Genomic DNA, 22,211 nt, shown 5'->3' with positions numbered 1-22,211 from the left:
GAAACCTCCTGAACCGGGTTGAATTTATCGATTGTTGCGCCATTTTACACGTTTGCGGAAGTAAAGTTGCGCAAAAACTGCGGCTCGATACCTGTCCACTCTTGGAATGTCAATAACGCTGACATAAAGTCGACTTATGTAACGAATGAGGCAAACTATGTCGGATACGCGCCCCGCCCAAGTCTTTGGCGGAGAAAGCCTTTTGTTTTTGACTGACGAACAGTTGCGGCAAGGGATCGAGGCGATGTTTTTCGCTTACCGCGGGTTCACTGCCGACCCCGACCGCATTCTGACGCAGATGGCCTATGGCAGGGCGCATCACAGGGCCGTCCATTTCATCAACCGCGCGCCCGGCACAACGGTCAACAACTTGCTGGCCATTCTTGGGGTTACGAAACAGTCGCTGAACCGCGTTCTGCGAACTTTGATCGAAGATGGCCTTGTCGAAAGCCGCGTGGGCACCACTGACAAGCGCGAGCGGCACCTGTTTCTGACTGAAAAGGGAAAGGCGCTTGAGGCTCGGCTGTCCGAAGCCCAGCGTGTACGGATGCGTGCCGCTTACAAGGAAGCTGGCCCCGAGGCAGTATCAGGATTTCGCAAAGTGCTTGAAGCAATGATGGATGCTGATATGCGTCATGCCTATACAAAACTGCGGGACACGACCTCATGAGCGATATGGACGCCCATCTGCTGATCGTCGACGACGATGAGCGTATCCGTGATCTGCTCAAGAAGTTCCTGATGAAAAACGGATTTCTGGTGACGGCTGCCCGTGATGCCGCCCATGCACGGCGGGTCTTGTCCGGTCTGGATTTCGACATGATCGTTTTGGACGTGATGATGCCCGGTGAGGATGGCGTAAGTCTGACCAGAACGCTGCGCGAGACACATACGACGCCGATCCTTCTTTTGACGGCGCGCGGCGAGACCGAGCATCGCATCTCCGGGCTAGAGGCGGGGGCAGATGATTACCTTGCCAAACCGTTCGAGCCAAAAGAACTGCTGCTGCGGATCAACGCAATCCTGAGGCGCATGCCGGAAACGCCTGCGCAGGATACTGCAAGCAAGATCCTGAACCTCGGCCCGATCCGCTATGATGTTGAGCGTGGCGAGATGTGGCAGGGCGAAGACCCCGTGCGCCTGACCGCAACAGAAAGCCAGTTGATGAAGATTTTCTCGACTCAACCCGGTGAGCCGATCAGCCGGGCCAAGCTGGTCGAGGATCTGGGGCGCGACAAGGGTCAGGCGCAGGAACGTGCCGTTGATGTCCAGATCACCCGCCTGCGCCGCAAGATCGAACAGGACCCGAAACAACCGCGATACCTTCAAACGGTGCGCGGCGCCGGATATATGCTGGCACCGGATTGATTTTGCTACCAAAGACGGTTTTATGTCCTCTGCATAAGTTTTTCAGCCGAATGAACAGGGGATCGTGATGAAGACCGCGCTTTTGACCCATGCGGATTGCCTCAGGCATGTGACGCCGGGCGGGCATCCTGAACGGGTTGCGCGGCTTGAGCATGTTTTGCATGCGTTGGAACCGCTGGACCTTCGCCGGACAACTGCACCTTTGGCCGCCGATGACGATCTGTTGCGGATTCATCCGGAAAGCTACATCCGGGATATTCGCGAGTCTTGCCCCTTGGACGGGTTTGCGCAGATTGACGGCGATACATTCATGTCTGCCGGGTCTGTCGATGCCGCCTATCGTGCAGCAGGGGCTGTGGTGCGCGCGGTGGATATGGTGCTGGGCGGAGAGGCTCCGAATGCGTTTTGTGCGATCCGGCCCCCGGGGCACCACGCTGAATCAGAGACTGCAATGGGTTTCTGCCTGTTCGGCAATGCAGCGCTGGCGGCCAAGCATGCGCTGGATCATCACGGTTTGAACCGGGTCGCGGTGGTTGATTTCGACGTGCACCACGGCAACGGCACGCAGGATTTACTGTGGGATGAACGGCGCGCGCTGCTGATCACCAGCCAACAGATGCCGCTTTGGCCCGGTTCCGGGCGAGCGGATGAGACAGGCGCGTATGAGACCGTTCTCAACATACCGCTATCACCGGGAACCGGAGGGGCCGAGATGCGCGCGGCCTATGAAACGCGCGCCTTCCCCCGCCTGCGCGCCTTCAGGCCCGAACTAATCATCATCTCTGCCGGTTTCGACGCGCATCAGGACGATCCGCTGGCTAATCTGAACTGGTCGACCGGCGATTTCGCTTGGATCACGGCCGAGCTGTGCAAGATCGCCGATGAGATGTGCAACGGACGTATCGTCTCGACTCTGGAAGGCGGGTATGATCTGAACGCATTGGCCGAGGCCACACGCGCCCATGTGGAAGAATTGATGAAGGCAGCCCGATGACCGATACCCCCGTAGACCAGATGACATTCGAACAGGCTATGAAAGAGCTTGAAGCCGTGGTTGGCCAGCTTGAGCGCGGCGACGTGGCGCTGGATCAGTCGATCGCTCTTTACGAGCGCGGTGCGGCGCTGAAAAAGCGCTGCGAGGATGAGCTGAAACGGGCCGAGGAAAAAGTGGCCGCGATTACCCTGGACGCCAATGGACAGCCAACCGGGACAACGCCTGTCGAAGGTCAGTAATGTTTCGCGAAAGACTGGCGCAGGATGCGGCACGGATTCAGAAGCAGTTTGATCTGGTTCTGGGCGCGCTGAGCGATGTGGATGTCACGCAGGCGATGGCCTATGCCACGCAAGGGGGCAAGCGGTTGCGCGGTTTTCTGGTGCTTGAAAGTGCGCGCATGCATCAGGTGGATACCGACCGCGCAATCTGGCCTGCCACGGGGATTGAGGCATTGCACGCTTATTCGCTGGTGCATGACGATCTGCCCTGCATGGATGACGACGACCTGCGTCGTGGTCGACCAACTGTGCATATGAAATGGGATGAGGGCACGGCTGTTCTGGCGGGGGATGCGTTGCAAACGCTGGCATTCGAACTGTGCACAAGGCCCGAGGTTGGCACAGCCGACGTACGCGCTGATCTGGCCCTGACACTTGCCAAAGCCGGCGGCGCTCAGGGGATGGTGCTGGGGCAAGCCTTGGATATTGCCGCTGAGACGGCGGCGTCCCCGCTTACGCTGAGCGAGATCACGCGTTTGCAGGCCGGCAAGACCGGCGCATTGATCGAGTGGTCGGCCTGCGCAGGCGCGAGGCTGGCACAGGCCGACCCTGCGCCGTTGCGCCAATATGCCCGGGCGCTTGGCCTTGCCTTTCAGATCGCAGACGACATTTTGGATGTCGAAGGTGATGCCGAAAAAGCCGGGAAACGCCTGCAAAAAGACGCCAGAGCCGGTAAAGCCACCTTTGTTTCGTTACTGGGCTTGGATTCGGCCAAGGCCCGGGCTTCGGAACTTGTGGAAGAGGCCTGCGCCGCCCTTACAAGCTATGGCGCTTCGGCTGAAACCTTGAAGGATGCCGCCCGCTTCGTTATTGCCCGGGACAGCTAAGCCAGGATCGCCAATGACTGACCGCCCGAAAACGCCTCTGCTGGACCTTGTGAACCGCCCTGCGGATCTCAAGCAATTCTCAGATGCGCAACTGACCCAGCTTGCACAGGAATTGCGGTCCGAGACGATCTCGGCCGTTTCGGTTACTGGCGGACATCTCGGCGCCGGGCTTGGCGTGGTGGAACTGACGACTGCGTTGCACGCCGTTTTTGACACCCCGCGCGACAAGATCATCTGGGATGTGGGGCATCAGTGCTATCCCCACAAAATCTTGACCGGGCGTCGCGACCGAATTCGTACCCTGCGCATGAAAGATGGCCTCAGTGGTTTTACCAAGCGCAGCGAAAGCCCCTATGACCCGTTCGGCGCGGCACATAGCTCAACCTCGATCAGCGCGGCGCTTGGGTTTGCGGTTGCCCGTGATCTGGGCGGTGTCACACCGGAGGGGCTGGGTGACGCGATTGCCGTGATCGGCGATGGCTCAATGTCGGCGGGCATGGCTTTTGAGGCGATGAACAACGCAGGCCATTTGAAAAAGCGCCTGATCGTGATCCTTAACGACAACGACATGAGCATCGCCCCGCCTGTTGGCGCTCTGTCGAACTATCTGTCGCGTATCTACACCGAAGCCCCGTTCCACGAGTTGAAAGCCGCCGCCAAGGGCGCGGTGTCGCTGTTGCCCGAACCGTTCCGCGAGGGCGCCAAGCGTGCCAAGGAAATGCTGAAAGGTATGGCCGTGGGCGGCACATTGTTCGAAGAGCTGGGGTTTTCCTACATCGGCCCGCTTGACGGCCATGACATGGACCAGCTTCTGCCGGTGCTGCGCACGGTGAAGGCACGGGCGACCGACCCGATTCTGATCCACGTGCTGACCAAAAAGGGCAAGGGCTACGCCCCGGCGGAGCAGGCCCGCGACAAGGGCCATGCCACCGCGAAATTCGACGTTGTGACGGGTGAACAGAAAAAGGCGCCGTCCAACGCACCATCTTATACCTCGGTCTTTGGCAAGACGCTGGTGGACGAAGCCGGGCGCGACGACAAGATTGTCGCCGTCACCGCCGCGATGCCGGATGGAACCGGACTGAATCTGTTTGCCGAACGCTACCCTTCACGCTGCTTCGACGTTGCGATTGCCGAGCAGCATGGCGTGACATTCGCCGCTGCGCTGGCTGCGGGGGGAATGAAACCGTTCTGCGCAATGTATTCTACGTTTTTGCAGCGCGGGTATGACCAGGTGGTTCATGATGTGGCGATCCAGCGCCTGCCGGTACGCTTTGCCATTGACCGTGCCGGTCTGGTCGGTGCCGATGGGGCAACCCATGCGGGGTCGTTCGATATCGCCTACCTGTCCAACCTGCCCGGTATGACAGTCATGGCGGCTGCGGATGAAGCCGAACTGATGCACATGGTCGCCACTGCGGCGGCGCACGATGAAGGGCCCATTGCCTTCCGCTACCCGCGGGGTGAAGGCGTGGGCGTGGACCTGCCAGAACGTGGTGAGGTACTTGAGATCGGTAAAGGCCGCCTGATCCAACAAGGTGCACGCGTCGCGATACTTTCGTTCGGAACCCGGCTGGCAGAAGTTCAGAAAGCGGCTGAGGCTCTCTCGGCCCGGGGCATTACCCCAACCATTGCCGATGCCCGGTTTTCCAAACCACTGGACCGAGATTTGATCCTTGAACTGGCCGCGAACCATGAAGCGCTGATAACCATCGAAGAAGGTGCCATTGGCGGATTTGGCAGTCACGTGGCACAGCTTTTGGCGGATGAGGGCGTATTCGATCACGGGTTGAAGTACCGCTCAATGGTGCTGCCGGATACATTCATTGATCAGGCCAGCCCATCCGACATGTACACTGTTGCGGGCCTGAACGCCCAACAGATCGAGGCCAAGGTTTTGTCGGTGTTGGGCGTTGCGTCCCTTGGTGAAAAACGCGCATGAGACGTTGGAACTGTCAGACATCAAAACGCCACCTCTGATGAGGATTCCTTTTCGGCTGCACCTCAGGTTGAATGCCTGCCTTTGAGACCCAGCGCACCGCTACGGCCCCGTTTGCGGAGGCAGGCTGATTCACTTCGGGTGAGTTATTGAGAACACAGGATTCTCTCATGTTTTTTGACGGCATTTTTGCGTCCGGGTTTTTCTGCTACAGGTAGTCAAAACAAAAAACCACCCTTGAGCAGGCGGGCGGATGAGAAACATGATTGCGGCGCTGGTGGCATGCTTTCTGGCGAGCGTGCCAGCGGCATCAAAAGATATACAGGTCGGCAACGATTCCGGCGGGCGTATCTTGGACCGTTTGGTCCAGATTGAAATCGCCAACCGAACCAACACACAGTTCCGGATAACCGGGGACTTTTGTCATTCCAGCTGCACTATGCTGCTGGGTGCGGATGATGTTTGCATTTCTCGCAAAACAGTTTTTGGATTTCACGGCCCCTACCGGTTGAATCGCACGGAAATGACGGCCAGTGAATTCGAAAGAAAAAGCGCGTCTCTATCCAGCTACTACCCGACTCCGGTCAAAAACTGGTTTATGTCCAAAGCCAGATACGCCGGACCCAGCGAACTTTTTCTTGTTTCCGGTGAATATCTCATACGCCTTGGCGTGCAGGAATGTCTTTAGCGGCTGATGCGCTTTGAGCCTTGGCAGACTGTAACCCAACGTGAATTTTTCACAGACTTGGGAAAATGGTGCCTCAAGAGGGACTCGAACCCCCGACCTTGTCCTTACGAATTGTTTGTCGGTTCCGGTGGACCGTGTTGCACGCAGGCGCACGGCACCTGTTCAATCCATACAAAACTCTGGTACGAAACGCAATTTTCTAGTCTTCATCTTGCACGGCGTCGCACCCGCCCGTCACCGGTTGTACCCCGCTCCCCTACTAATCCCCTACAGATTTCGGTTTGCCCTACTAATCCGACAAAAGCATGTGCCGAGGCGGTCTCTGGGCCACTCGCTTTCGGCACCCCCTACACCCCACCCCAAGCACGGTGACAGCAAAGCTAGGCGGGGTAGGCCCTCTCGCTGTGAGGCCTCTCTGGAGCAAGGGGTGGGTTCGTTGGAGAAACCCCGTCGCTGGCTCGAAAATGGAATACAGTGTGAAAGAAGCTGATCCATTGTTGTGGTTACAACAAATCTCTCAAAAGCCGTGAATGTAATGCATGACGATTTTTCGATACTTTTCAGATAGTTATGTTATCTCATTGAGCAAACGGACTTGAGGATGCCCATGAGAAGACGTGCTTGGCTTGTAGCAGACACTGTAAGAACTGACAGAAAAGACATTTTCTGTTTCACAGAGGGAGACCAGCACCATGTTGGTACAATTATCTCTGGAAGCAGAAAGTACCTTCAACGATTTGAAACTGAAGTTTCGCTTATCCGCAGAAGCCCGGAAATGAAGCGTCTCCTACAATCCTTGGTCGATGAAGGGCGCTCCAACAGTATTTCTCTTGATCGTATTCGACAGCTTGCATTGGATGCTAGGATCATACTCAACGAGATTGAAGCACCCTACGAGGAAGGCTGACGTATCAATCCGGCCTTAGCTCGGCAAACTTGTCTGATCGAGATTTAAGCGAGTCAGAGATGTGAACTGGCTTAAAAGATGCAAGTTGGTCAAGCACCTTTTGATCCTTGATACGCGGCAACAGCCAGCGCCTCATCCACCCATCAGAAATTGCAGCGGCGGTATTGGAGGTTCTGTCTGCGTCACCTTCGAAACTATCAAACCCAAGTAGTTGGTCTCGTGCTCCCTCGAACATTTCACAGCCATAGACCTTCTTCCTATTGGGTTGCTCAAGAAGCTCGCTGTTGTTGATACCTAGAAGGTTTAAGCCCTCTCGAATCTGGCGTGTTCTCGGACTGCTGCCTTCACCAAAAACGCTGTTTATTCGGCGGCGTCCATATTCAGAGATACCCAAAGCACGCATCATTTGGACTGTTTCGTCACTTATATGGGTGACTGTAAAGCCCGTGCTACTGTCAATCTTCTTCCAGACAACATCGCTGACAAGACTCGGGTGTTTTGATTTACGCAGGACCAAGCTGCTGTACTGGTTGCTGCCAACACCATATAGCGCCGTGGTCGTTAGCAATTTCAAGTCTGAGGACCGTAGAACCCGCTGTCCTTTGATTTGTGAGGAAATTTCGCTTACCTGTTTCCCATACCTTTGCTTGTATATTTCCCGCACTTCTTCGGAAGCCATAACCGCTGTAACCAGCTTCCCTCCAATTAGCATGTTATAGGGAGCGACTGCACCACAAACTGAAAGATCAGCGACTTCCGAAGCTAAATGTACTTTCTTTATTTCCCCGAGTGCGGTTTGGATCGCTTGTCTTCCGTCTTTTTCAACAAGCGCTTCGTACAAAGCAGTTCCCGGGTCTTTTTCAAACCCGTACTTTTTCATTGTCCCAAGCGCCTTCAGTAGCGGAATAAGTTGCTCAGCGCGTTTTTTTCGGAACAACGCTGTCTCGGATAGTTCCTTCCACTGCTTGTTGGTGATCTTTGACTTATCTAGTCCTCGGATATCAACAAGGTAATCAGTGGATTCCGCCTCCAAATCTCTAGCCCGATCCCGCAACGCTTTGTGAACTGTTTGATCAAGAGCGAAGAAGTGCTCGGGCTTCGGGTAGTTAAGCGCGCTTGGAGGGACTAAGTCGTCAGTACGTATCTGCTTGATAGCAGACTTAATTGCATCAAAGAGCTTTCGACCCACACTATCGGCGCTCCACCGACCTTCAAGAAGACCGGAAACTACTTTCTCAAGTGTCCATCCAATCCATTTGTCGCGGCTCAAAAGGTTGGCTGTAGGACTGGCCAGAAGTACAATGCCGATTACTGGTCTGTTTGGCCGCGCGGCATTCCTAACCAATAACCTCATCGTCCGGCCGGGCAGCAACTTATACTCAAGGGACCAAGTATGGCGGAAATACCGCCAAATATCTTGGAGTCTATATCCCGTGTAGGGACACTTCTCGTCTCCACGGCACTCAACCAACTCCGGGTGAATAACTGCTTTGGCACCATCCAGGGCATTTTCAGTCGCCTCTGCTGCAAGTTGTTTGAACGTCAGCGCAAGCTCCGCTCCGTCGTCAATAAGGTCGAGAACGGACACCGTCTTGCCTTCGAACTCCCGTGGTATTTCCATGCGGCGAATAAATTCGCGGTTAGTTGGGTCGGCGAGCTGGCGATTGCTAACGGCCTCAAATCCTTTTCGAATCCGTTTCTTTATTTGTGCTTCAGTTTCGCCCTTGGTGCCTTCTATGGAAGGTTGCTCCACGTATATGCGATTGTCCTGAGCGGAGACGCTCCAACCTTGTTCGATGAAATCTGCTAACATTGAGTAACATACGGCGAGGCGGATCTGATCCGACTTTGTACTCTCGCCGGCAACTGTAGCGGCGTGTTTACGCGCTTGGGTTCTGTAACAGACGGCTGCATCGTGCGCGTCTTCTTGAGCCTGAGCAATAACTGTCGCAGCAAGCTCATTGATTAGTTTCTTTGGCAACCTATTGGGGGCGAAAGATTTTTTATAGTTCTTATTGTTCATGTTTCACAATAGCAGAAAAAGCCCACTACTGTGGGCTCTTCCGCTGTTCCTCAAAGGTTATGCTGCTTCTTCGTCGTCTTCGTCTGCGTACTCGCTCAGCACACCAAGCATCACGTTCATCTTCTTCGACCACTCAAGTTTCTCAACGTGGTAAAAGCTCTCTTTGCTTACGTTTCCGATTGCGTCGAGTTCACCTTCACCAATTGAAAAGAGGACAACTTCCAAGGCATACCGCATGAAGCTGGTGGACGACTGGTTCGCATAGATATCTCGGTAGAACCTGTGGGCCATGTTAATCTTGAGAACCTTCATCGCTCCGCGCTGCTCCATTCGATAAAACGGCGCATCAGGCATGGTCTCAAATTCGACCTTATAGGGACGTTCCTTTGTTTCCGCTTCCAATTCCTCTTTGGCTACCTTTTCGGGGACTTTTCGCTCCTTCGCAGCGTTTTTGAAAAACTCCTCGAAGTTCTTCTTGGCTTGCTCCTCCCGCTCCTGCGACATGGGATGCACACGTCCGGGACGAGACTGTTCTGAACCTTCCTTCGCAGCCACCTCCGACGGGCGCGGCTTGTTGCTTTCTTCGGCGGGCTTAGACTTCTCCGCAGCTTTGGCGTCGGAGTACATCTTTTTCAGCGACTTTAGGCCCGTCAGCACCCCGCCTTCTTTGAGAAGTTGCCAAATTCGGTCGGACATAACGACATCCTGCTTGGAGTTGGAAATAGTAAATTCTTCATCCAAGTCTGCCGGAAAGTCGATCTCAAGCCCCCAATAGCGATCGTCGTTATTCGCAAGGCGTCCAATCCCCGCCCATCCTTGGGTGCCATCGTTAGCTGTGATTTTATCCACAACGTGGATTTGTCGGCCCATGCGACAAACAACGATACCCAAGTTATCGTTCTTCACGCGCATCCTTGCATTTGCATTACTTCCAGACGCGGGTTTCGTCTTATCCGATGCATAGAACCCGACAGGCATCGAAGCATAGCGGACTTTGATTTTGCACGGCTTCCCTGTCCGTGCTGAACGAACGGTGATTTCACCCGGCTCCAGTGCAACTGCTCGCTGAGAGTCTTCATCAAAGAAGCGTGCCCCCGGTGTGATGAACAACGGGTCAACGGCCCCCACAATCGTATTGTCAAATACGATCTGGGTCTGGGAAAGGTAGTTCCGATAGATCGTCCCGAAATGCGAAAGCAAATTATTCCGCAAACCATTCACGGTGGACCACGTCAGTCGGTCCAGTTTTTCCCAGACGACTACCGTACCGTGATTGAGCTCGCCTTCGGGGAAGTTCTCCTCGACGTTTTTCAGAACCCAGTCCGGCGGGGAGGCTTTCTGATAACCGGGAACCTCCACCTTTCCTGGAACAGAGGAGTACTTCAGTTCGGCAACTTCATCCAAATCGACCGTGACAGCATACCAGTCCTCGCCTCGCAATTTTGAGTAGATCGTAAAGCGCTTGCCCTGATTTACAGAGGCACTGGGAAGACCGAACCCAAACCGGCCCATGCCTTCGCGTGTTTCATTTTGATGGCGGTGAGTGCCGCCCCATGAAGCTGCACGACGGACCATGTTAGGCGGCATACCGTGCCCATTGTCGATGATTGCAATGGCATCCGGTTTCTTTTCCCCATTCTTTTTGAAGCCAAAAGCAACACTCACAGTGTTGGCACCGGCCTCGATTGCATTGTCGATCAATTCATCAATAGCGGTACCAGTGTGTTTGTAATGGGTGGAACGCATACTTTCGACAAAAGCTTCGCCAATTGCGAAGGTATAGTCGACCTTGTTTGCATCGAGGGCGTTCGCATATTCGATTTGGAGTTCAAGTTGAGTAGCCATGATATTTTCCTTCTTGTTTGCAGCCATTTTCGACCGCGTAGACTGAGGGGGTGGCCCAAGTGGGCCACCACATTGTTTTACTGAGCGAGCACAGGCGCCAAATCGCGTTTTCCCAAGCGCGTAACACGAGCCAACGCATCATAGATGGCGGGGCGGCGGCGTCCGAGGTCATCGGCGATTTTCTGGGGAGAATGATTCATCCAAAAACGACGGATGACAACACATTGCAGATAGGGTGTCAGACCTTCCACGAAGGCGCGAACCTCTCCACGCATGTCTTCGAGGATCATCTGTTCTTCGATGGTGGGCTTGGGGTCAGCGATGGTATCACCTACCTCGACCACGGAGCCGTCTTCAAACTGCATCGTTTCATTGGTCGAGCCGACGTTTGCCAGACCATACAGGGTCTCAAGCCCCGCATTGCACATAGGATAGAAATGGGGATCCATTGGGGAACCTCCTTACTCAAGAGTCATCATTGAGGAGGTTCACAAAATCAGTGTACTCAGTTCTTTGTCATACATGCAGCCATTTTCGACCGCGTCGATCCGAAGAACCTCCGACGTATTATCAATATAGCAGCAATCTGGGCGGATTCGAGTTGCTTGTTCAGAAAATTCTGCGTCCTGACGTTTTTTCTGGACTTGGATGCACCATCATTCTCTCGTACTACACCGCACCGCCCTTCATAACATTATGAAAAGTCGAGCTTTTTCTCGAGATGTGCCTATAGTGGAGCGTGGCCAAAAGGAGGTCACGATGCCCAGCTTGCGTCTTACCCGCCGCGCGATTGATGAAATTCCCTTCACCCAGAAGGGGCAGGTTCTGTACCGCGACACGATGCTCCCCGGCTTTGGGTTGCGTGTCGGCGCGCAATCCAAGGTGTTCTTTGCCGAGGGGCAGGTGAACCGTCGCACGCGGCGCGTCACGATAGGCCGCGCCGATGTCTTTGCTCCCGAGGTTGCCCGCAAGAAGGCGTTGACAATCTTGGGTGACATGGCCGATGGGCACGACCCCAACGCTGAGAAGCGCCAAGAAGCTGCCGAACAGGTAACGCTGGAATTGGCGCTGAAACGCTTCTTGGAGGTCCGCAGCCTGTCCGCACACACAATCAGCCACTACCAACGCACCGAACGTCTGTACCTCAAGGCGTGGCGCAAGAAGCCGCTGAACGAGATCAACCGCCAGATGGTTCTGAAAAAGCATCAGGACATAAGCAAGAAGCATGGCGAGACCACGGCTAACAATGTGATGCGGCATTTCCGGTCGATCTACAATTTCGTTGCCGCGACCCAAGACGACTTCCCGCCGAACCCGGTGCAAATCCTCACGCAGGCACGCGCTTGGTACAAGGAGCGGCGGCGTCAGACGGTGATCACCGCGCTGGACCTGCCCGCATGGTGGAAGGCTGTGGCGGCGGAGCCGGAGTATTCGCGCGACTTCCTCTTGACCGCGCTGTTCACGGGTATGCGCCGGGGTGAACTGACCACGCTCCGCTGGGAAAATGTGGACCTGAAAAGCAGGGTGCTGCACCTGCCGACCACGAAGAACGGCGACCCGCTGTACCTCCCGCTATCGGAATTTCTAGCCGACCTGCTGAGCGAGCGCTGGGCACGCAACAACGGTTCGCCTTGGGTGTTTCCGGGGCCGGGCAAGAGCGGCCATCTGGTAGAGACCAAGAAGTTCCTGCTGCGAGTGTCAGCCGGGTCGGGAGTCAGCTTCACTCTGCACGACCTGCGGCGCACCTTTATCACCATCGCAGAAAGCATCAATGTACCCTACTACGCGCTCAAGCGCCTGCTGAACCACCGTACCAACGGCGACGTGACCGGCGGCTACATCGTGGTGAACGCCGAGCGCCTGCGTGAGCCGGTGGAACTGGTGGCCAAGCGTATCCTTGAACTCAAGGAACCCCGTGACTGACCCCGCCCCATCAACGCCTAGGGACATCGGTGAGTATTGTGCCTATCCAGTTCAGGCAGAATCCGGGAGCCGCAGGTAACCGATGGTACCTGCGCTCGAAGTCTTTAGCCCCTGATCTTCGAATTGTTCGCTCGCGCGCACGCGTACGAGACGACGTTTGATTGTCTTGGACGGGTTTGCATTGCGTGATTCTTGCCGTTGAAAATGTAACCCAATTTGATAATGTGGCAACGCCTACAAGAGGAGTGCCCCAAGCGCGTAACGACAAACGCAGGGCCGGTGAGAGGCCGGTAGTAGGACGGTGGGATCAGTTGACGTGTAGTGGTCCCTTAAAGGAACGGAAACCCCGCGCCGTAGTCATCCACTAAGCATTCTGCTGCACCCGCAGCAGATGTGTTTCAGCTTGGAGATGACTATGGCTGATTCCAAAAAACTTGACCTTTTGACGACCGATCAGGTCGCCGAATATACTCATATGAGCGCGTCCTTTTTCGAGAAGCGTCGCACTTACAAGAAGAGCCCTGCCTATCTGAAAATCGGTGCGCGCGTGTTCTATCGCCGCGCCGTGATCGACGAATGGCTGGAAGCTCGTAGCTGTGAGGATTTCACTCATGGCGCATAATCTGAAACCCAACCCGTCCCGCGCCATTGAATTCCTCCGCTGGCTGAACCCGGAGGCCTCTCTGTATCTTGAGTCGATGGCGAACAAAGGCAAGGCGGCTCCGAAGGCAAAGGTCTTCGGCCCCTCGGAGCACCAGCAGGCCGTGTCGTTCGTTGCGTCTGGCAACTCGGATGAGACCCAGCGCAACATGTACTTCCTGCCGAATGCCGAGTTTTTGGAGGGCGCGCGCAAGAAAGAGAACCTTTCTGCCGTGCGCTTCCTGCATGTCGATCTCGACTACAAGGACTACCCCGGTGATGAAGACGAACAGGCCAACTTCGTCATCGGCATTCTGCATGATGACAAGAAGCGCCCGAAAGGGGTGCCGCTGCCGTCCGCCATCTGGGAGACGGGTGGCGGCTGTCAGGCGGTGTGGAAGCTGGATGAGCCGCTGGACATCCAGAAGGCCGAGGAACTCAACAAAGCCCTGCTGTTTGTACTTCAGGGCGGACCGGGGACGCACAATGCCGACCGGTTGTTGCGCCTGCCCTGGACGATGAACTGGCTGAATGACAAGAAGCGCGCGGATGGCCGTGAACCTGCCTTGGCGTGGGCTTTCGAGCCGATGGACCTGACCAAGCCGCCCCGCACCTATTCCGTAGGTGACTTCCGGGTGAAGTTGCCCAAGGATTTGGCCAAGCCCGACGGGAAGCCCTCGGCATTGACCGCACCTGTGGTCGAGATCGAACCGCTCCCTCTGCCCGATCATCTGTATGAGGTGCTGCCGCCGGAGCCGGAATGGGCAGAAGCGGTGATGACCGGGAACAATCCCCCCGGTAAGAGCTACGCATCCCGTTCGGAACTGGTGTACGCTGCCGTTATCTGGATGCTCGGTAAGGGAATGCAGCCGGGGCACGTCCTGTCGATCATAGTGTCCCCGGATGTTGGCATCAGCGCCCATGTGCTGGAAAATCCCAGCCCGCTTGCCTATGCGCATCGCCAGGTCGTGCGTGCAATGGCTGCGATTGAATTGCGTACCGGCGGCTGGCCGATCCGCGATGATGATGGCCGCCCCATTCGGAATTTCCCGCAGAATATCCGCTATGCTCTGACTGTTTTGGGGGTCGATGCCCAACGCAACACGTTTACGCAATCGGACGAGTTTCGCGGCTACGGGCTCGATGGGCGTGATCTCAACGATATCGTGGAAATTCTGTCCAGTGCGTTCCTGCGCGATTTGGATTTCGTTGCAGCACCAGCCTATATCAAGCGTGAGTTGCTCTCCATCGCGCATGAGCAGAAGTACCACCCCGTCGAGGATTATCTTGATAGCCTTGTATGGGACGGTACGCCTCGCAACGACAAATGGTTGGCCGAGTACTGCGGTGCCGAAGACAACGAGTTGAACGCCGAATTTGGCAGCAAACTTATGATCGCAGGCGTGCGTCGCATCAAACAACCGGGCGTCAAGTTCGACACGATGCTGGTACTTGAAGGGGCGCAAGGTGCAGGCAAATCCCAAATCGCCCAGCGCCTTGCGATCCGGGATGAGTGGTTCTGCGGCAGCCTCGATCTCAAAAGCGACGATAAGACCAAAGCTGAGCAGATGGCGCGCGCATGGATTGTCGAGTGTCAGGAGTTGGATGGTATGAACAAAACGACGAGCCAGAGCCTGAAGAAGTTCCTGAGCACATCCGTCGATATGTTTCGCCCGGCTTATGCGCGCAACGCTTCGGAGTTTCGCCGTCATTGCATCATCTTGGGCACAACGAATGAACTCGCCTACCTGCGCGACCTGACCGGCAATCGCCGTATCTGGCCGGTGACCGTCGGGCAGATTGATCTGGAGCGGTTCAGCTCGGATGTGGATCAACTCTGGGCAGAGGCGGTTGTGCGCGAGGAGGCAGGCGAGTCGATTACATTGTCCCCGCATCTGTGGGCTGCTGCTTCGAAGGTGCAGGGGCAGCGTATGGTCGAGGATGCCATAGCGGACGTTCTGGAGGATGCTTTTGCCGAGAAGAAGGGGCGGGTGTCGATGGACAGCGTCAAGCTCCTCGTTGATCTCGAAACCGCGCGCATGAAACCGCTGGACTCCCAACGGATCAAAGCGGTCATGGCCGGGTTGGGGTGGGACTATGGCACCCACCGCCTCCATGATCTCGGCAAGGTCGAGAAGGCCCAGCGCAAGGGGTTCGCTCGTGGCGACGCGGATGAGCGCAAGACCGAGTACATCGCGCAGCGCATGGACGGTGGTGTGGTCGTGATCGTGCCTCTTGATGCGCGGTATGACGATGAACCGCCGTTTTGAGCCGCCCAGCGCAACCTGTAACGTAACATAAGGCCCAAACTGGCCTGCACTACCCGGCGGGGCGCTACGGTGCCCCGCTTTTTACTTTTCTGAACCCTTCCGAGCTAAGTTACGGTTACAAGTTACAAAAAGGTCAGCAGGAGACTGGTGAGCCTCTGATATTGGGCGCTGTAAGGCCGCGTACAGGGCGCATTGGGCTTGTTGGCATGGGGTAGGCAAGGCACGCCCACAACACGGCCTCTACTGCCCTCTCCGGACCCCTCAAGCGAGCATATACGGGCTTACCACCCATTCCGACTTTTCACCTTGGTCTCCTGATTGGCCGTGGTATTTATCCGCTATGGCTATCACACAGAAATCAATAAAGATTCTATGGTCGGCGTCGGGCGGACGCTGCGCGTTTCCGGGATGCTGGGAGCGGCTGTGCTACCATGAGGCCGAAGACGCAGCACCCTTCACGCTAGGCGAGATGGCACATATCTGCGGGGACAAGCCGGGGGCAAATCGGCACAATTCCAGCCAGTCGGATGCTGAGCGAGACGATTATCAGAACCTCATCCTGCTCTGCCCAACGCACCACACGCTGATCGACCGCAAAGAAAACGAGGCCGAATACACAGTCGATGCCTTGCACAAGATGAAAGCCGAACATGAAGCGGGTGTGCTTGCGCGCTTAGAAGTTGAGCCAATGATGACAAAGGCGGAAATTGCCCGTGCGTTACTGCCTCTGCTGGAAGAGAACAGGCAGTCCTGGGCGCAATATGGTCCGCACTCCGAGCTTGCTTTGTCGCAACCTCACAATGAAGCGGCGCATGCCGTTTGGGTGTCAGAACGGCTCTCGGTCATCGTGCCAAATAACCGCAAGCTGGCGGCGGAGCTCGAAGCGCACCGGGGCCTGTTCGACACGGGCGAACTGGCGACCATCACGACCTTCCTGATGCATGTGCGCAGTTATGAGCAATGGGTGCAGGATGCGATTCCTTATGCAGCGGTGAAGCGCTTTCCTGTGGATTTTGATGATTTGATAAGAGGTCTTGCCGATGGCGGCACGTAGCGAAAATTTCCCCTGGCCCAGCCATTACGGCCATTACAAGTACTTCGAAGACCAGATGAACAAACATGGCAAAGTGGCCTCCCTGACTGCGCAGGGCGACGGAGTCTATGAATTGACCCGTGAGCAGGGCGATACCCTGCGCGTGTTCATCTGCGAGTGCTACGCCTTCGGCGTGGCGCAATACATGGAAACTGTGGAGAATGTCGGCGACGTCGATGTCGTGATCATCAACTCTGCATGGTGCGGTTATTCGCCGGATGCCAAGTTACATTGCCGTGGATCCAATGTCGGATTGTTCTCGATCGGAGAATTCATGGGCGCCCTGCACCGGGAAGACTACTGGCGCTATCTGACTGACAAAGAAGAGGAATATTTCAAGAAACAGGGCTGGCTGTGATGCTGCGCATTACAGTGTATGGCTTCGGCTCCGCCTTCGCCAATACAGACGCGGCCAAAAAAGTCGCAAGCGATGTAGATCTCCTAATCGTTCACCAAAACACGGCTCCCGCGTCCTGCAAGTTGGCCATCGAATGCAAACGGAGGCTAGTCGAAGCCGTACCCCATGCACACGTCACCATGCTCTCGGAAGGCGAAGAAGATCTTCTTCAGTTTATCCAAACCGCCAATGCGACCCCGATAGGGACCGTTCGCGCACGTCTGTTCCATGGTGATTTCGAACTCTTGTGTAAGGGTCTAGCCTTCATCATTGGGAAGGAGAATTTTGCAAGGAATGACCCTTTAGATAGCGGTGAAGAGGCGCAAAGCTCGAAGCGCCTTGATGCGGTCATCTGACCCTTGGGCAGCACGACAGTACTTACCCCTGCCGCAAAGTGGCTATGGTGCAGGCTAGTGCTCTTTAACTGATTGTTTTATTTGGAGGAATGGTGCCGCTGAAGGGACTCGAACCCCCGACCCCATCATTACGAATGACGTGCTCTACCAGCTGAGCTACAGCGGCATTCCTCTCTCGTCACGGCCCTACTATGGCCCTACTAATTACTGTGCGCCGCTTGTAAGCGGCTGGTTTTGAACATCAATCGCGAGCGGACCCGCTACTTACGAAGGACCTGCTCTACCAGCTGAGCTATTGAGGCAGGCGACTGTTCTGTAAACGGTCAGGCTGAAACGCGCAAGCCTCCTTCTGCGGATTGCATAAGCTGCTTTTCAAAACCTTGGGTGCCACCGAATGCGACGCAGCAAGGTCGAAAGGCTATTGCTCTGTCTGTCCCTGTTTTTCGATTGTGAATTTTCTGTAACAGCACCGATTAAGGATTGCGGTACGGACTTTATTTCCATATTTCATGAAATATGCTAGAATTAATTTCAGACCAACTGGCCATTCTCGGCCACTCGCAACGTATTTCAGTGTTTCGCATGTTAATGCGACGCTTTCCTGACACTGTGCCTGCGGGCGAACTGGCAAACGAACTGGGCATCAAACCCAGTACGTTGTCGAACTATCTGAACGCGCTTCAACGCTCCGCCCTGGTAACGCAGGAACGGTCGGGAACTTCTCTGCTTTATTCGGTTGATATGAAGAACGTGCAGCACATGCTTGGCTTTCTGCTGAACGATTGCTGCCGGGGTCGTCCGGATATCTGTATGCCCTTACAGCAAGGAAAAGGCACAATGACAGATCGGAAATTCAACGTATTGTTCATTTGCGTCGGGAACTCTGCGCGCTCCATCTTCGCTGAATCGCTTCTGCGGGATTTCGGCGGTGACCGGTTCAACGTCTATTCGGCCGGGACAAGGCCTTTTTCCGAACTGAACCCGTTTGCGGTGCAGGTTCTGGCGGACAAGGGGCATGACACCTCCTTGCTCCGGTCCAAGACAGTGTCAGAGTTTTCCGGAACTGACGCACCAGAAATGGATTTTGTGTTCACCGTCTGCAACAAGGCCGCAAATGAGGAATGCCCAGCGTGGCAAGGGCAGCCGATCAGCGGCCATTGGGGCATGGAAGATCCGGTGAAAGCTGAAGGCACGGATGCTGAAAAAAGCCTCGCGTTCCAAAGAGCCTATGGCGCACTCAAGCGCCGGATACAGGCCTTCACCGCGCTACCCGTCGAAAGCCTTGACCGGATCGCACTGCAATCCGCAGTCGATGACATCGGCCGAACACCTGTTGAGGACATAAAATGACGACGTTTGCGGTAAACGGTCTGGGCCGGATCGGAAAGCTGGCGTTGAAACCGTTGCTTGAAAAGGGTGCCAAGATCGCATGGATCAATGATGGTGTCGGCGATCCGGCGATGCACGCGCATCTGCTTGAGTTCGACACAGTTCACGGTCGCTGGGACGCGCGTTTCGAACATGACGCCGATAGCGTGACAATCAACGGGACCCGACTGCCTTTCATTGGCACGAAGGACCTTGGCCAGTTACCGCTGGACGGCGTCGACGTGGTGATCGATTGCACCGGTGTCTTCAAGACCGAGGCCAAGCTGGCCCCTTATTTCAAAGCCGGGGTGAAAAAGGTCGTGGTGTCGGCCCCGGTAAAGGACGGCCCGACCGCAAATATTGTCATGGGTGTTAATGACAGCATTTACGATCCTGCTGCTCATCACATCGTCACGGCAGCGTCCTGCACCACCAATTGCCTTGCTCCGGTGGTGAAAGTGATCCACGAAAACCTGGGCATCCGTCACGGGTCGATGACGACAATCCACGACGTGACCAACACCCAGACCATCGTAGACCGACCCGCGAAGGACCTGCGGCGCGCGCGATCAGCACTGAATTCGCTGATCCCGACCACCACGGGGTCAGCCACAGCGATTACATTGATTTACCCCGAACTCACGGGGCGGCTGAACGGTCATGCGGTGCGCGTGCCGCTGCTGAACGCTTCGTTGACGGATTGCGTGTTCGAAGTAGAGCGAGAAACCAGCGTTGAAGAGGTCAATGAAGCGTTCAAAGCCGCAGCCGAAGGCGAGCTCAAGGGCATTCTGGGCTATGAAACGCGCCCGCTGGTCTCAACTGATTATACCAACGACGAACGGTCTTCGATCATCGACGCGCCCTCAACCATGGTGGTGAACGGGACGCAGGTTAAGGTTTATGCGTGGTATGACAACGAGATGGGCTATGCCCACCGCCTCGTCGACGTTGCGTTCATGGTTGGGAACACGCTGTGACACAAAAGCCCGAAGGTCTGTCGGCCTACATCGCCGTTACCGCGGCGTACTGGGCGTTTATGCTAACCGACGGGGCCCTGCGCATGCTGGTGCTGCTGCATTTTCACGCCCTGGGCTTCTCACCTGTGCAGCTGGCCTACCTGTTTGTACTGTATGAGATCGCGGGTATGGTCACAAATCTTACCGCCGGATGGATCGCGGCTCGGTTCGGCTTAACCTTGACCCTGTATGCCGGCCTGGGGCTTCAGGTCGTGGCGCTTTTGGCGTTGACCCAATTAGACCCTAATTGGGCGATCGGCGCTTCTGTTGCCTTTGTCATGCTTGTGCAGGGTGCCAGCGGAGTGGCGAAAGATCTGGCCAAAATGTCTTCAAAATCCGCCGTCAAACTCTTGGCTCCGCCCGAGGGCGGCGGACTGTTCCGCTGGGTCGCTATGCTGACCGGCTCAAAGAACGCGGTCAAAGGGCTGGGCTTTTTACTGGGGGCTGCGCTGTTGGCCGCATTGGGTTTTGTCTGGGCTGTGCTGGTCATGGCGATTGTGCTGGCCGTCATCCTTGCGGCGGTCATTCTTTTCATGCCGCCTGGCCTGCCGAAAGGGCGTAAAGGTGCAAAGTTCTCAGAGGTCTTTTCGAAATCCGCCAACGTGAATTGGCTGTCGGCGGCGCGGGTCTTTCTTTTTGGCGCACGGGATGTGTGGTTCGTCGTCGGTATACCGATTTACTTTTATGCTGTGCTGTCCGACGGCAGCGAAGATGGCAACCGTGCTGCGTTCTTCATGATCGGTACCTTCATGGCCGTCTGGGTCATCCTTTACGGCGCCGTTCAGGCCATCGCACCCGGTATCCTGCGCGCATCTAGGCGCAGCGAAGGCGACCTGATCCGCGCCGCGCGTAAATGGGCCGCAATACTGTTTTGTGTTCCCGCCGCTTTGACGGTTGCAGTGCTTGCCTCATCTGGGCCCGAGGCATGGCTGACCATAACGCTTGTCATAGGTTTGCTGGTGTTCGGGGCAATTTTCGCTATGAACTCATCTTTGCATTCCTATCTGATCCTGGCTTTCACCAAGTCGGAGCGTGTAACGATGGATGTAGGGTTCTACTACATGGCCAACGCGACAGGCCGCCTTGTGGGCACTGTTCTGTCTGGCCTGACCTACCAGATCGGCGGGCTTCCACTGGTTTTGGGCACGTCTGCTGTAATGATAGCATTGGCGGCGCTGACATCCGGTAAGCTGACAGATCAAACAAATGAGGCTTATGCATGAGCATCTTCGAACGCTACCTGACCGTCTGGATCGCTCTGGCTATGATTGGTGGTGTGCTGATCGGCCTCGCCGCACCCGGTTTTGTTCAACTGGTTGCCTCGGCTGAGGTCGCCAGCGTTAATCTGGTGGTCGCCGTTCTGATCTGGGCGATGGTCTACCCGATGATGGTCGGTGTCGACTTTGGCGCAGTAGCGGGGGTCGCGCGCCAACCGAAAGGTCTGATTGTGACGCTAGTTGTCAACTGGCTGATCAAACCCTTCACCATGGCCTTTCTGGCGGTTGTGTTTTTCAACTATGTCTTTGCGCCCTGGGTTCAGCCCGAAGACGCCGCACAATACATAGCCGGCCTGATCCTGCTGGGCGCGGCCCCCTGTACCGCGATGGTGTTTGTCTGGTCCCAACTCACCAAAGGGGATGCGACTTACACGCTGGTGCAGGTCTCGGTGAACGACCTGATTATGGTCGTGGCTTTTGCCCCTATCGTGGCTTTCCTGCTGGGCGTGACTGACATCGAGGTACCATGGCAAACCCTTGTTCTAGCGACGGTGCTTTACGTGGTGCTGCCGTTGATCGCCGGGCTGATCACGCGCCGCAAGCTGGGTTCACAAGACGCCATTGATGCCTTTTCATCCCGCGTAAAGCCATGGTCAGTCATGGGCCTGATCGTAACAGTCGTTATCCTGTTTGGCCTTCAGGGTCAGACTATTCTTGCCAAGCCGTTGGTGATCGTGCTGATCGCGGTTCCAATCCTGATCCAGAGCTACGGGATTTTCGCACTGGCCTACGGGGCGGCCTATGCGCTGAAAGTCCCCCATCGAATCGCAGCCCCATGCGCCATGATTGGTACGTCAAACTTCTTTGAGCTGGCCGTCGCTGTCGCCATCAGCCTGTTCGGCTTGAACTCGGGCGCTGCTTTGGCGACTGTCGTTGGGGTTCTGGTCGAGGTTCCGGTCATGCTGTCGCTTGTTGCTTTTGCCAATCGTACCCGCTCGCGGTTTCCCGAACCCGAAAGGTCCGGAGTAACGGGCACCAAGACCTTGAGATCTTAGGAAAGCCA

General features: G+C 55.8%; 20 protein-coding genes and 1 tRNA gene. 17 read left to right on the top strand and 4 right to left on the bottom strand.

Annotated elements, in window-relative coordinates; all coding sequences use genetic code 11:
• Positions 1–157 precede the first annotated feature (157 nt).
• The 7 genes from LCM21_RS15340 (at position 158) to LCM21_RS15310 (ending at position 6,094) form a co-directional block, all read left to right on the top strand.
• Entirely contained in the window at positions 158–670 is a 513-nt protein-coding gene (locus LCM21_RS15340) for a MarR family winged helix-turn-helix transcriptional regulator (protein ID WP_068339620.1), read from the top strand.
• Positions 667–1,368: a response regulator gene (locus LCM21_RS15335; protein WP_224891382.1), complete on the top strand. Its 702-nt coding sequence runs from the start codon at positions 667–669 to the stop codon at positions 1,366–1,368. Before LCM21_RS15340 ends, LCM21_RS15335 begins: the two co-directional genes overlap by 4 nt.
• 67 nt (positions 1,369–1,435) lie before the next feature.
• A complete protein-coding gene (locus LCM21_RS15330; RefSeq protein ID WP_224891381.1) occupies positions 1,436–2,362 on the top strand; it encodes a histone deacetylase family protein in 927 nt (308 codons plus the stop codon).
• On the top strand, positions 2,359–2,601 hold the full coding sequence (locus LCM21_RS15325; RefSeq protein WP_058272726.1) for an exodeoxyribonuclease VII small subunit: 243 nt from the start codon (positions 2,359–2,361) through the stop codon (positions 2,599–2,601). The genes LCM21_RS15330 and LCM21_RS15325 overlap by 4 nt, the downstream gene beginning before the upstream one ends.
• On the top strand, positions 2,601–3,467 hold the full coding sequence (locus LCM21_RS15320; RefSeq protein ID WP_224891380.1) for a polyprenyl synthetase family protein: 867 nt from the start codon (positions 2,601–2,603) through the stop codon (positions 3,465–3,467). The genes LCM21_RS15325 and LCM21_RS15320 overlap by 1 nt, the downstream gene beginning before the upstream one ends.
• Positions 3,468–3,480: 13 nt before the next feature.
• Complete coding sequence (gene dxs, locus LCM21_RS15315) at positions 3,481–5,409, top strand: 1-deoxy-D-xylulose-5-phosphate synthase (protein ID WP_224891379.1); 1,929 nt, start codon at positions 3,481–3,483, stop codon at positions 5,407–5,409.
• A gap of 259 nt (positions 5,410–5,668) precedes the next feature.
• Positions 5,669–6,094, top strand: coding sequence for a hypothetical protein (locus LCM21_RS15310; protein ID WP_224891378.1), 426 nt, complete (start codon positions 5,669–5,671; stop codon positions 6,092–6,094).
• 911 nt (positions 6,095–7,005) lie between these two features.
• Here the strand turns inward: LCM21_RS15310 and LCM21_RS15305 are convergent.
• From LCM21_RS15305 to LCM21_RS15295, 3 genes are all read right to left on the bottom strand, one after another.
• On the bottom strand, positions 7,006–9,024 hold the full coding sequence (locus tag LCM21_RS15305) for a Druantia anti-phage system protein DruA (protein WP_224891377.1): 2,019 nt from the start codon (positions 9,022–9,024) through the stop codon (positions 7,006–7,008).
• A 57-nt stretch (positions 9,025–9,081) separates the two neighbouring features.
• Positions 9,082–10,869: an ATP-binding protein gene (locus LCM21_RS15300; RefSeq protein WP_224891376.1), complete on the bottom strand. Its 1,788-nt coding sequence runs from the start codon at positions 10,867–10,869 to the stop codon at positions 9,082–9,084.
• A gap of 77 nt (positions 10,870–10,946) precedes the next feature.
• Positions 10,947–11,318, bottom strand: a complete 372-nt coding sequence (locus tag LCM21_RS15295; RefSeq protein WP_224891375.1) for a sigma-70 RNA polymerase sigma factor region 4 domain-containing protein — start codon at positions 11,316–11,318, stop codon at positions 10,947–10,949.
• 310 nt (positions 11,319–11,628) lie between these two features.
• Here LCM21_RS15295 and LCM21_RS15290 point away from each other — a divergent pair, with 310 nt between their 5' ends.
• The 6 genes from LCM21_RS15290 to LCM21_RS15265 all read left to right on the top strand — a co-directional run bounded on the left by LCM21_RS15290 (position 11,629) and on the right by LCM21_RS15265 (position 17,547).
• Positions 11,629–12,792 (top strand): tyrosine-type recombinase/integrase, encoded by a 1,164-nt coding sequence (locus LCM21_RS15290; protein WP_224891374.1) that lies wholly within the window; start codon positions 11,629–11,631, stop codon positions 12,790–12,792.
• A gap of 415 nt (positions 12,793–13,207) precedes the next feature.
• Positions 13,208–13,414, top strand: a complete 207-nt coding sequence (locus LCM21_RS15285; RefSeq protein WP_224891373.1) for a helix-turn-helix transcriptional regulator — start codon at positions 13,208–13,210, stop codon at positions 13,412–13,414.
• Positions 13,404–15,701 carry a virulence-associated E family protein gene (locus tag LCM21_RS15280; protein ID WP_224891372.1) on the top strand — a complete coding sequence of 766 codons (2,298 nt, stop codon included), beginning with the start codon at positions 13,404–13,406 and terminating at the stop codon, positions 15,699–15,701. The genes LCM21_RS15285 and LCM21_RS15280 overlap by 11 nt, the downstream gene beginning before the upstream one ends.
• Positions 15,702–16,041: 340 nt before the next feature.
• The gene (locus LCM21_RS15275; protein WP_224891371.1) at positions 16,042–16,755 is read left to right on the top strand and encodes an HNH endonuclease; all 714 of its coding nucleotides are present in this window, start codon (positions 16,042–16,044) and stop codon (positions 16,753–16,755) included.
• Entirely contained in the window at positions 16,742–17,152 is a 411-nt protein-coding gene (locus tag LCM21_RS15270) for a hypothetical protein (RefSeq protein ID WP_224891370.1), read from the top strand. The genes LCM21_RS15275 and LCM21_RS15270 overlap by 14 nt, the downstream gene beginning before the upstream one ends.
• Positions 17,152–17,547, top strand: coding sequence for a hypothetical protein (locus tag LCM21_RS15265; RefSeq protein WP_224891369.1), 396 nt, complete (start codon positions 17,152–17,154; stop codon positions 17,545–17,547). The genes LCM21_RS15270 and LCM21_RS15265 overlap by 1 nt, the downstream gene beginning before the upstream one ends.
• A 90-nt stretch (positions 17,548–17,637) precedes the next feature.
• On the opposite strand, the gene LCM21_RS15260 is transcribed toward LCM21_RS15265, so the two are convergent.
• A tRNA-Thr gene (locus LCM21_RS15260) sits at positions 17,638–17,713 on the bottom strand.
• Positions 17,714–18,063: 350 nt separating this feature from the next.
• Between LCM21_RS15260 and LCM21_RS15255 the strand changes: the two genes are divergently transcribed.
• From LCM21_RS15255 to arsB, 4 genes are read left to right on the top strand one after another with little or no spacing between them, the layout of a single operon-like run.
• The gene (locus tag LCM21_RS15255) at positions 18,064–18,897 is read left to right on the top strand and encodes an arsenate reductase/protein-tyrosine-phosphatase family protein (protein WP_224891368.1); all 834 of its coding nucleotides are present in this window, start codon (positions 18,064–18,066) and stop codon (positions 18,895–18,897) included.
• Positions 18,894–19,892, top strand: a complete 999-nt coding sequence (locus LCM21_RS15250; protein WP_224891367.1) for an ArsJ-associated glyceraldehyde-3-phosphate dehydrogenase — start codon at positions 18,894–18,896, stop codon at positions 19,890–19,892. The genes LCM21_RS15255 and LCM21_RS15250 overlap by 4 nt, the downstream gene beginning before the upstream one ends.
• The gene (arsJ, locus tag LCM21_RS15245) at positions 19,889–21,154 is read left to right on the top strand and encodes an organoarsenical effux MFS transporter ArsJ (protein ID WP_224891366.1); all 1,266 of its coding nucleotides are present in this window, start codon (positions 19,889–19,891) and stop codon (positions 21,152–21,154) included. The genes LCM21_RS15250 and arsJ overlap by 4 nt, the downstream gene beginning before the upstream one ends.
• A complete protein-coding gene (arsB, locus tag LCM21_RS15240) occupies positions 21,151–22,203 on the top strand; it encodes an ACR3 family arsenite efflux transporter (protein ID WP_224891365.1) in 1,053 nt (350 codons plus the stop codon). Before arsJ ends, arsB begins: the two co-directional genes overlap by 4 nt.
• Positions 22,204–22,211 lie beyond the last annotated feature (8 nt).

The sequence above is a fragment of the Ruegeria profundi genome (assembly GCF_020171505.1).
Lineage (GTDB): Bacteria > Pseudomonadota > Alphaproteobacteria > Rhodobacterales > Rhodobacteraceae > Ruegeria > Ruegeria profundi.
The sequence above is the reverse complement of the archived record's forward strand: the minus strand, read 5'-3'. Positions and strand labels throughout refer to the sequence as shown.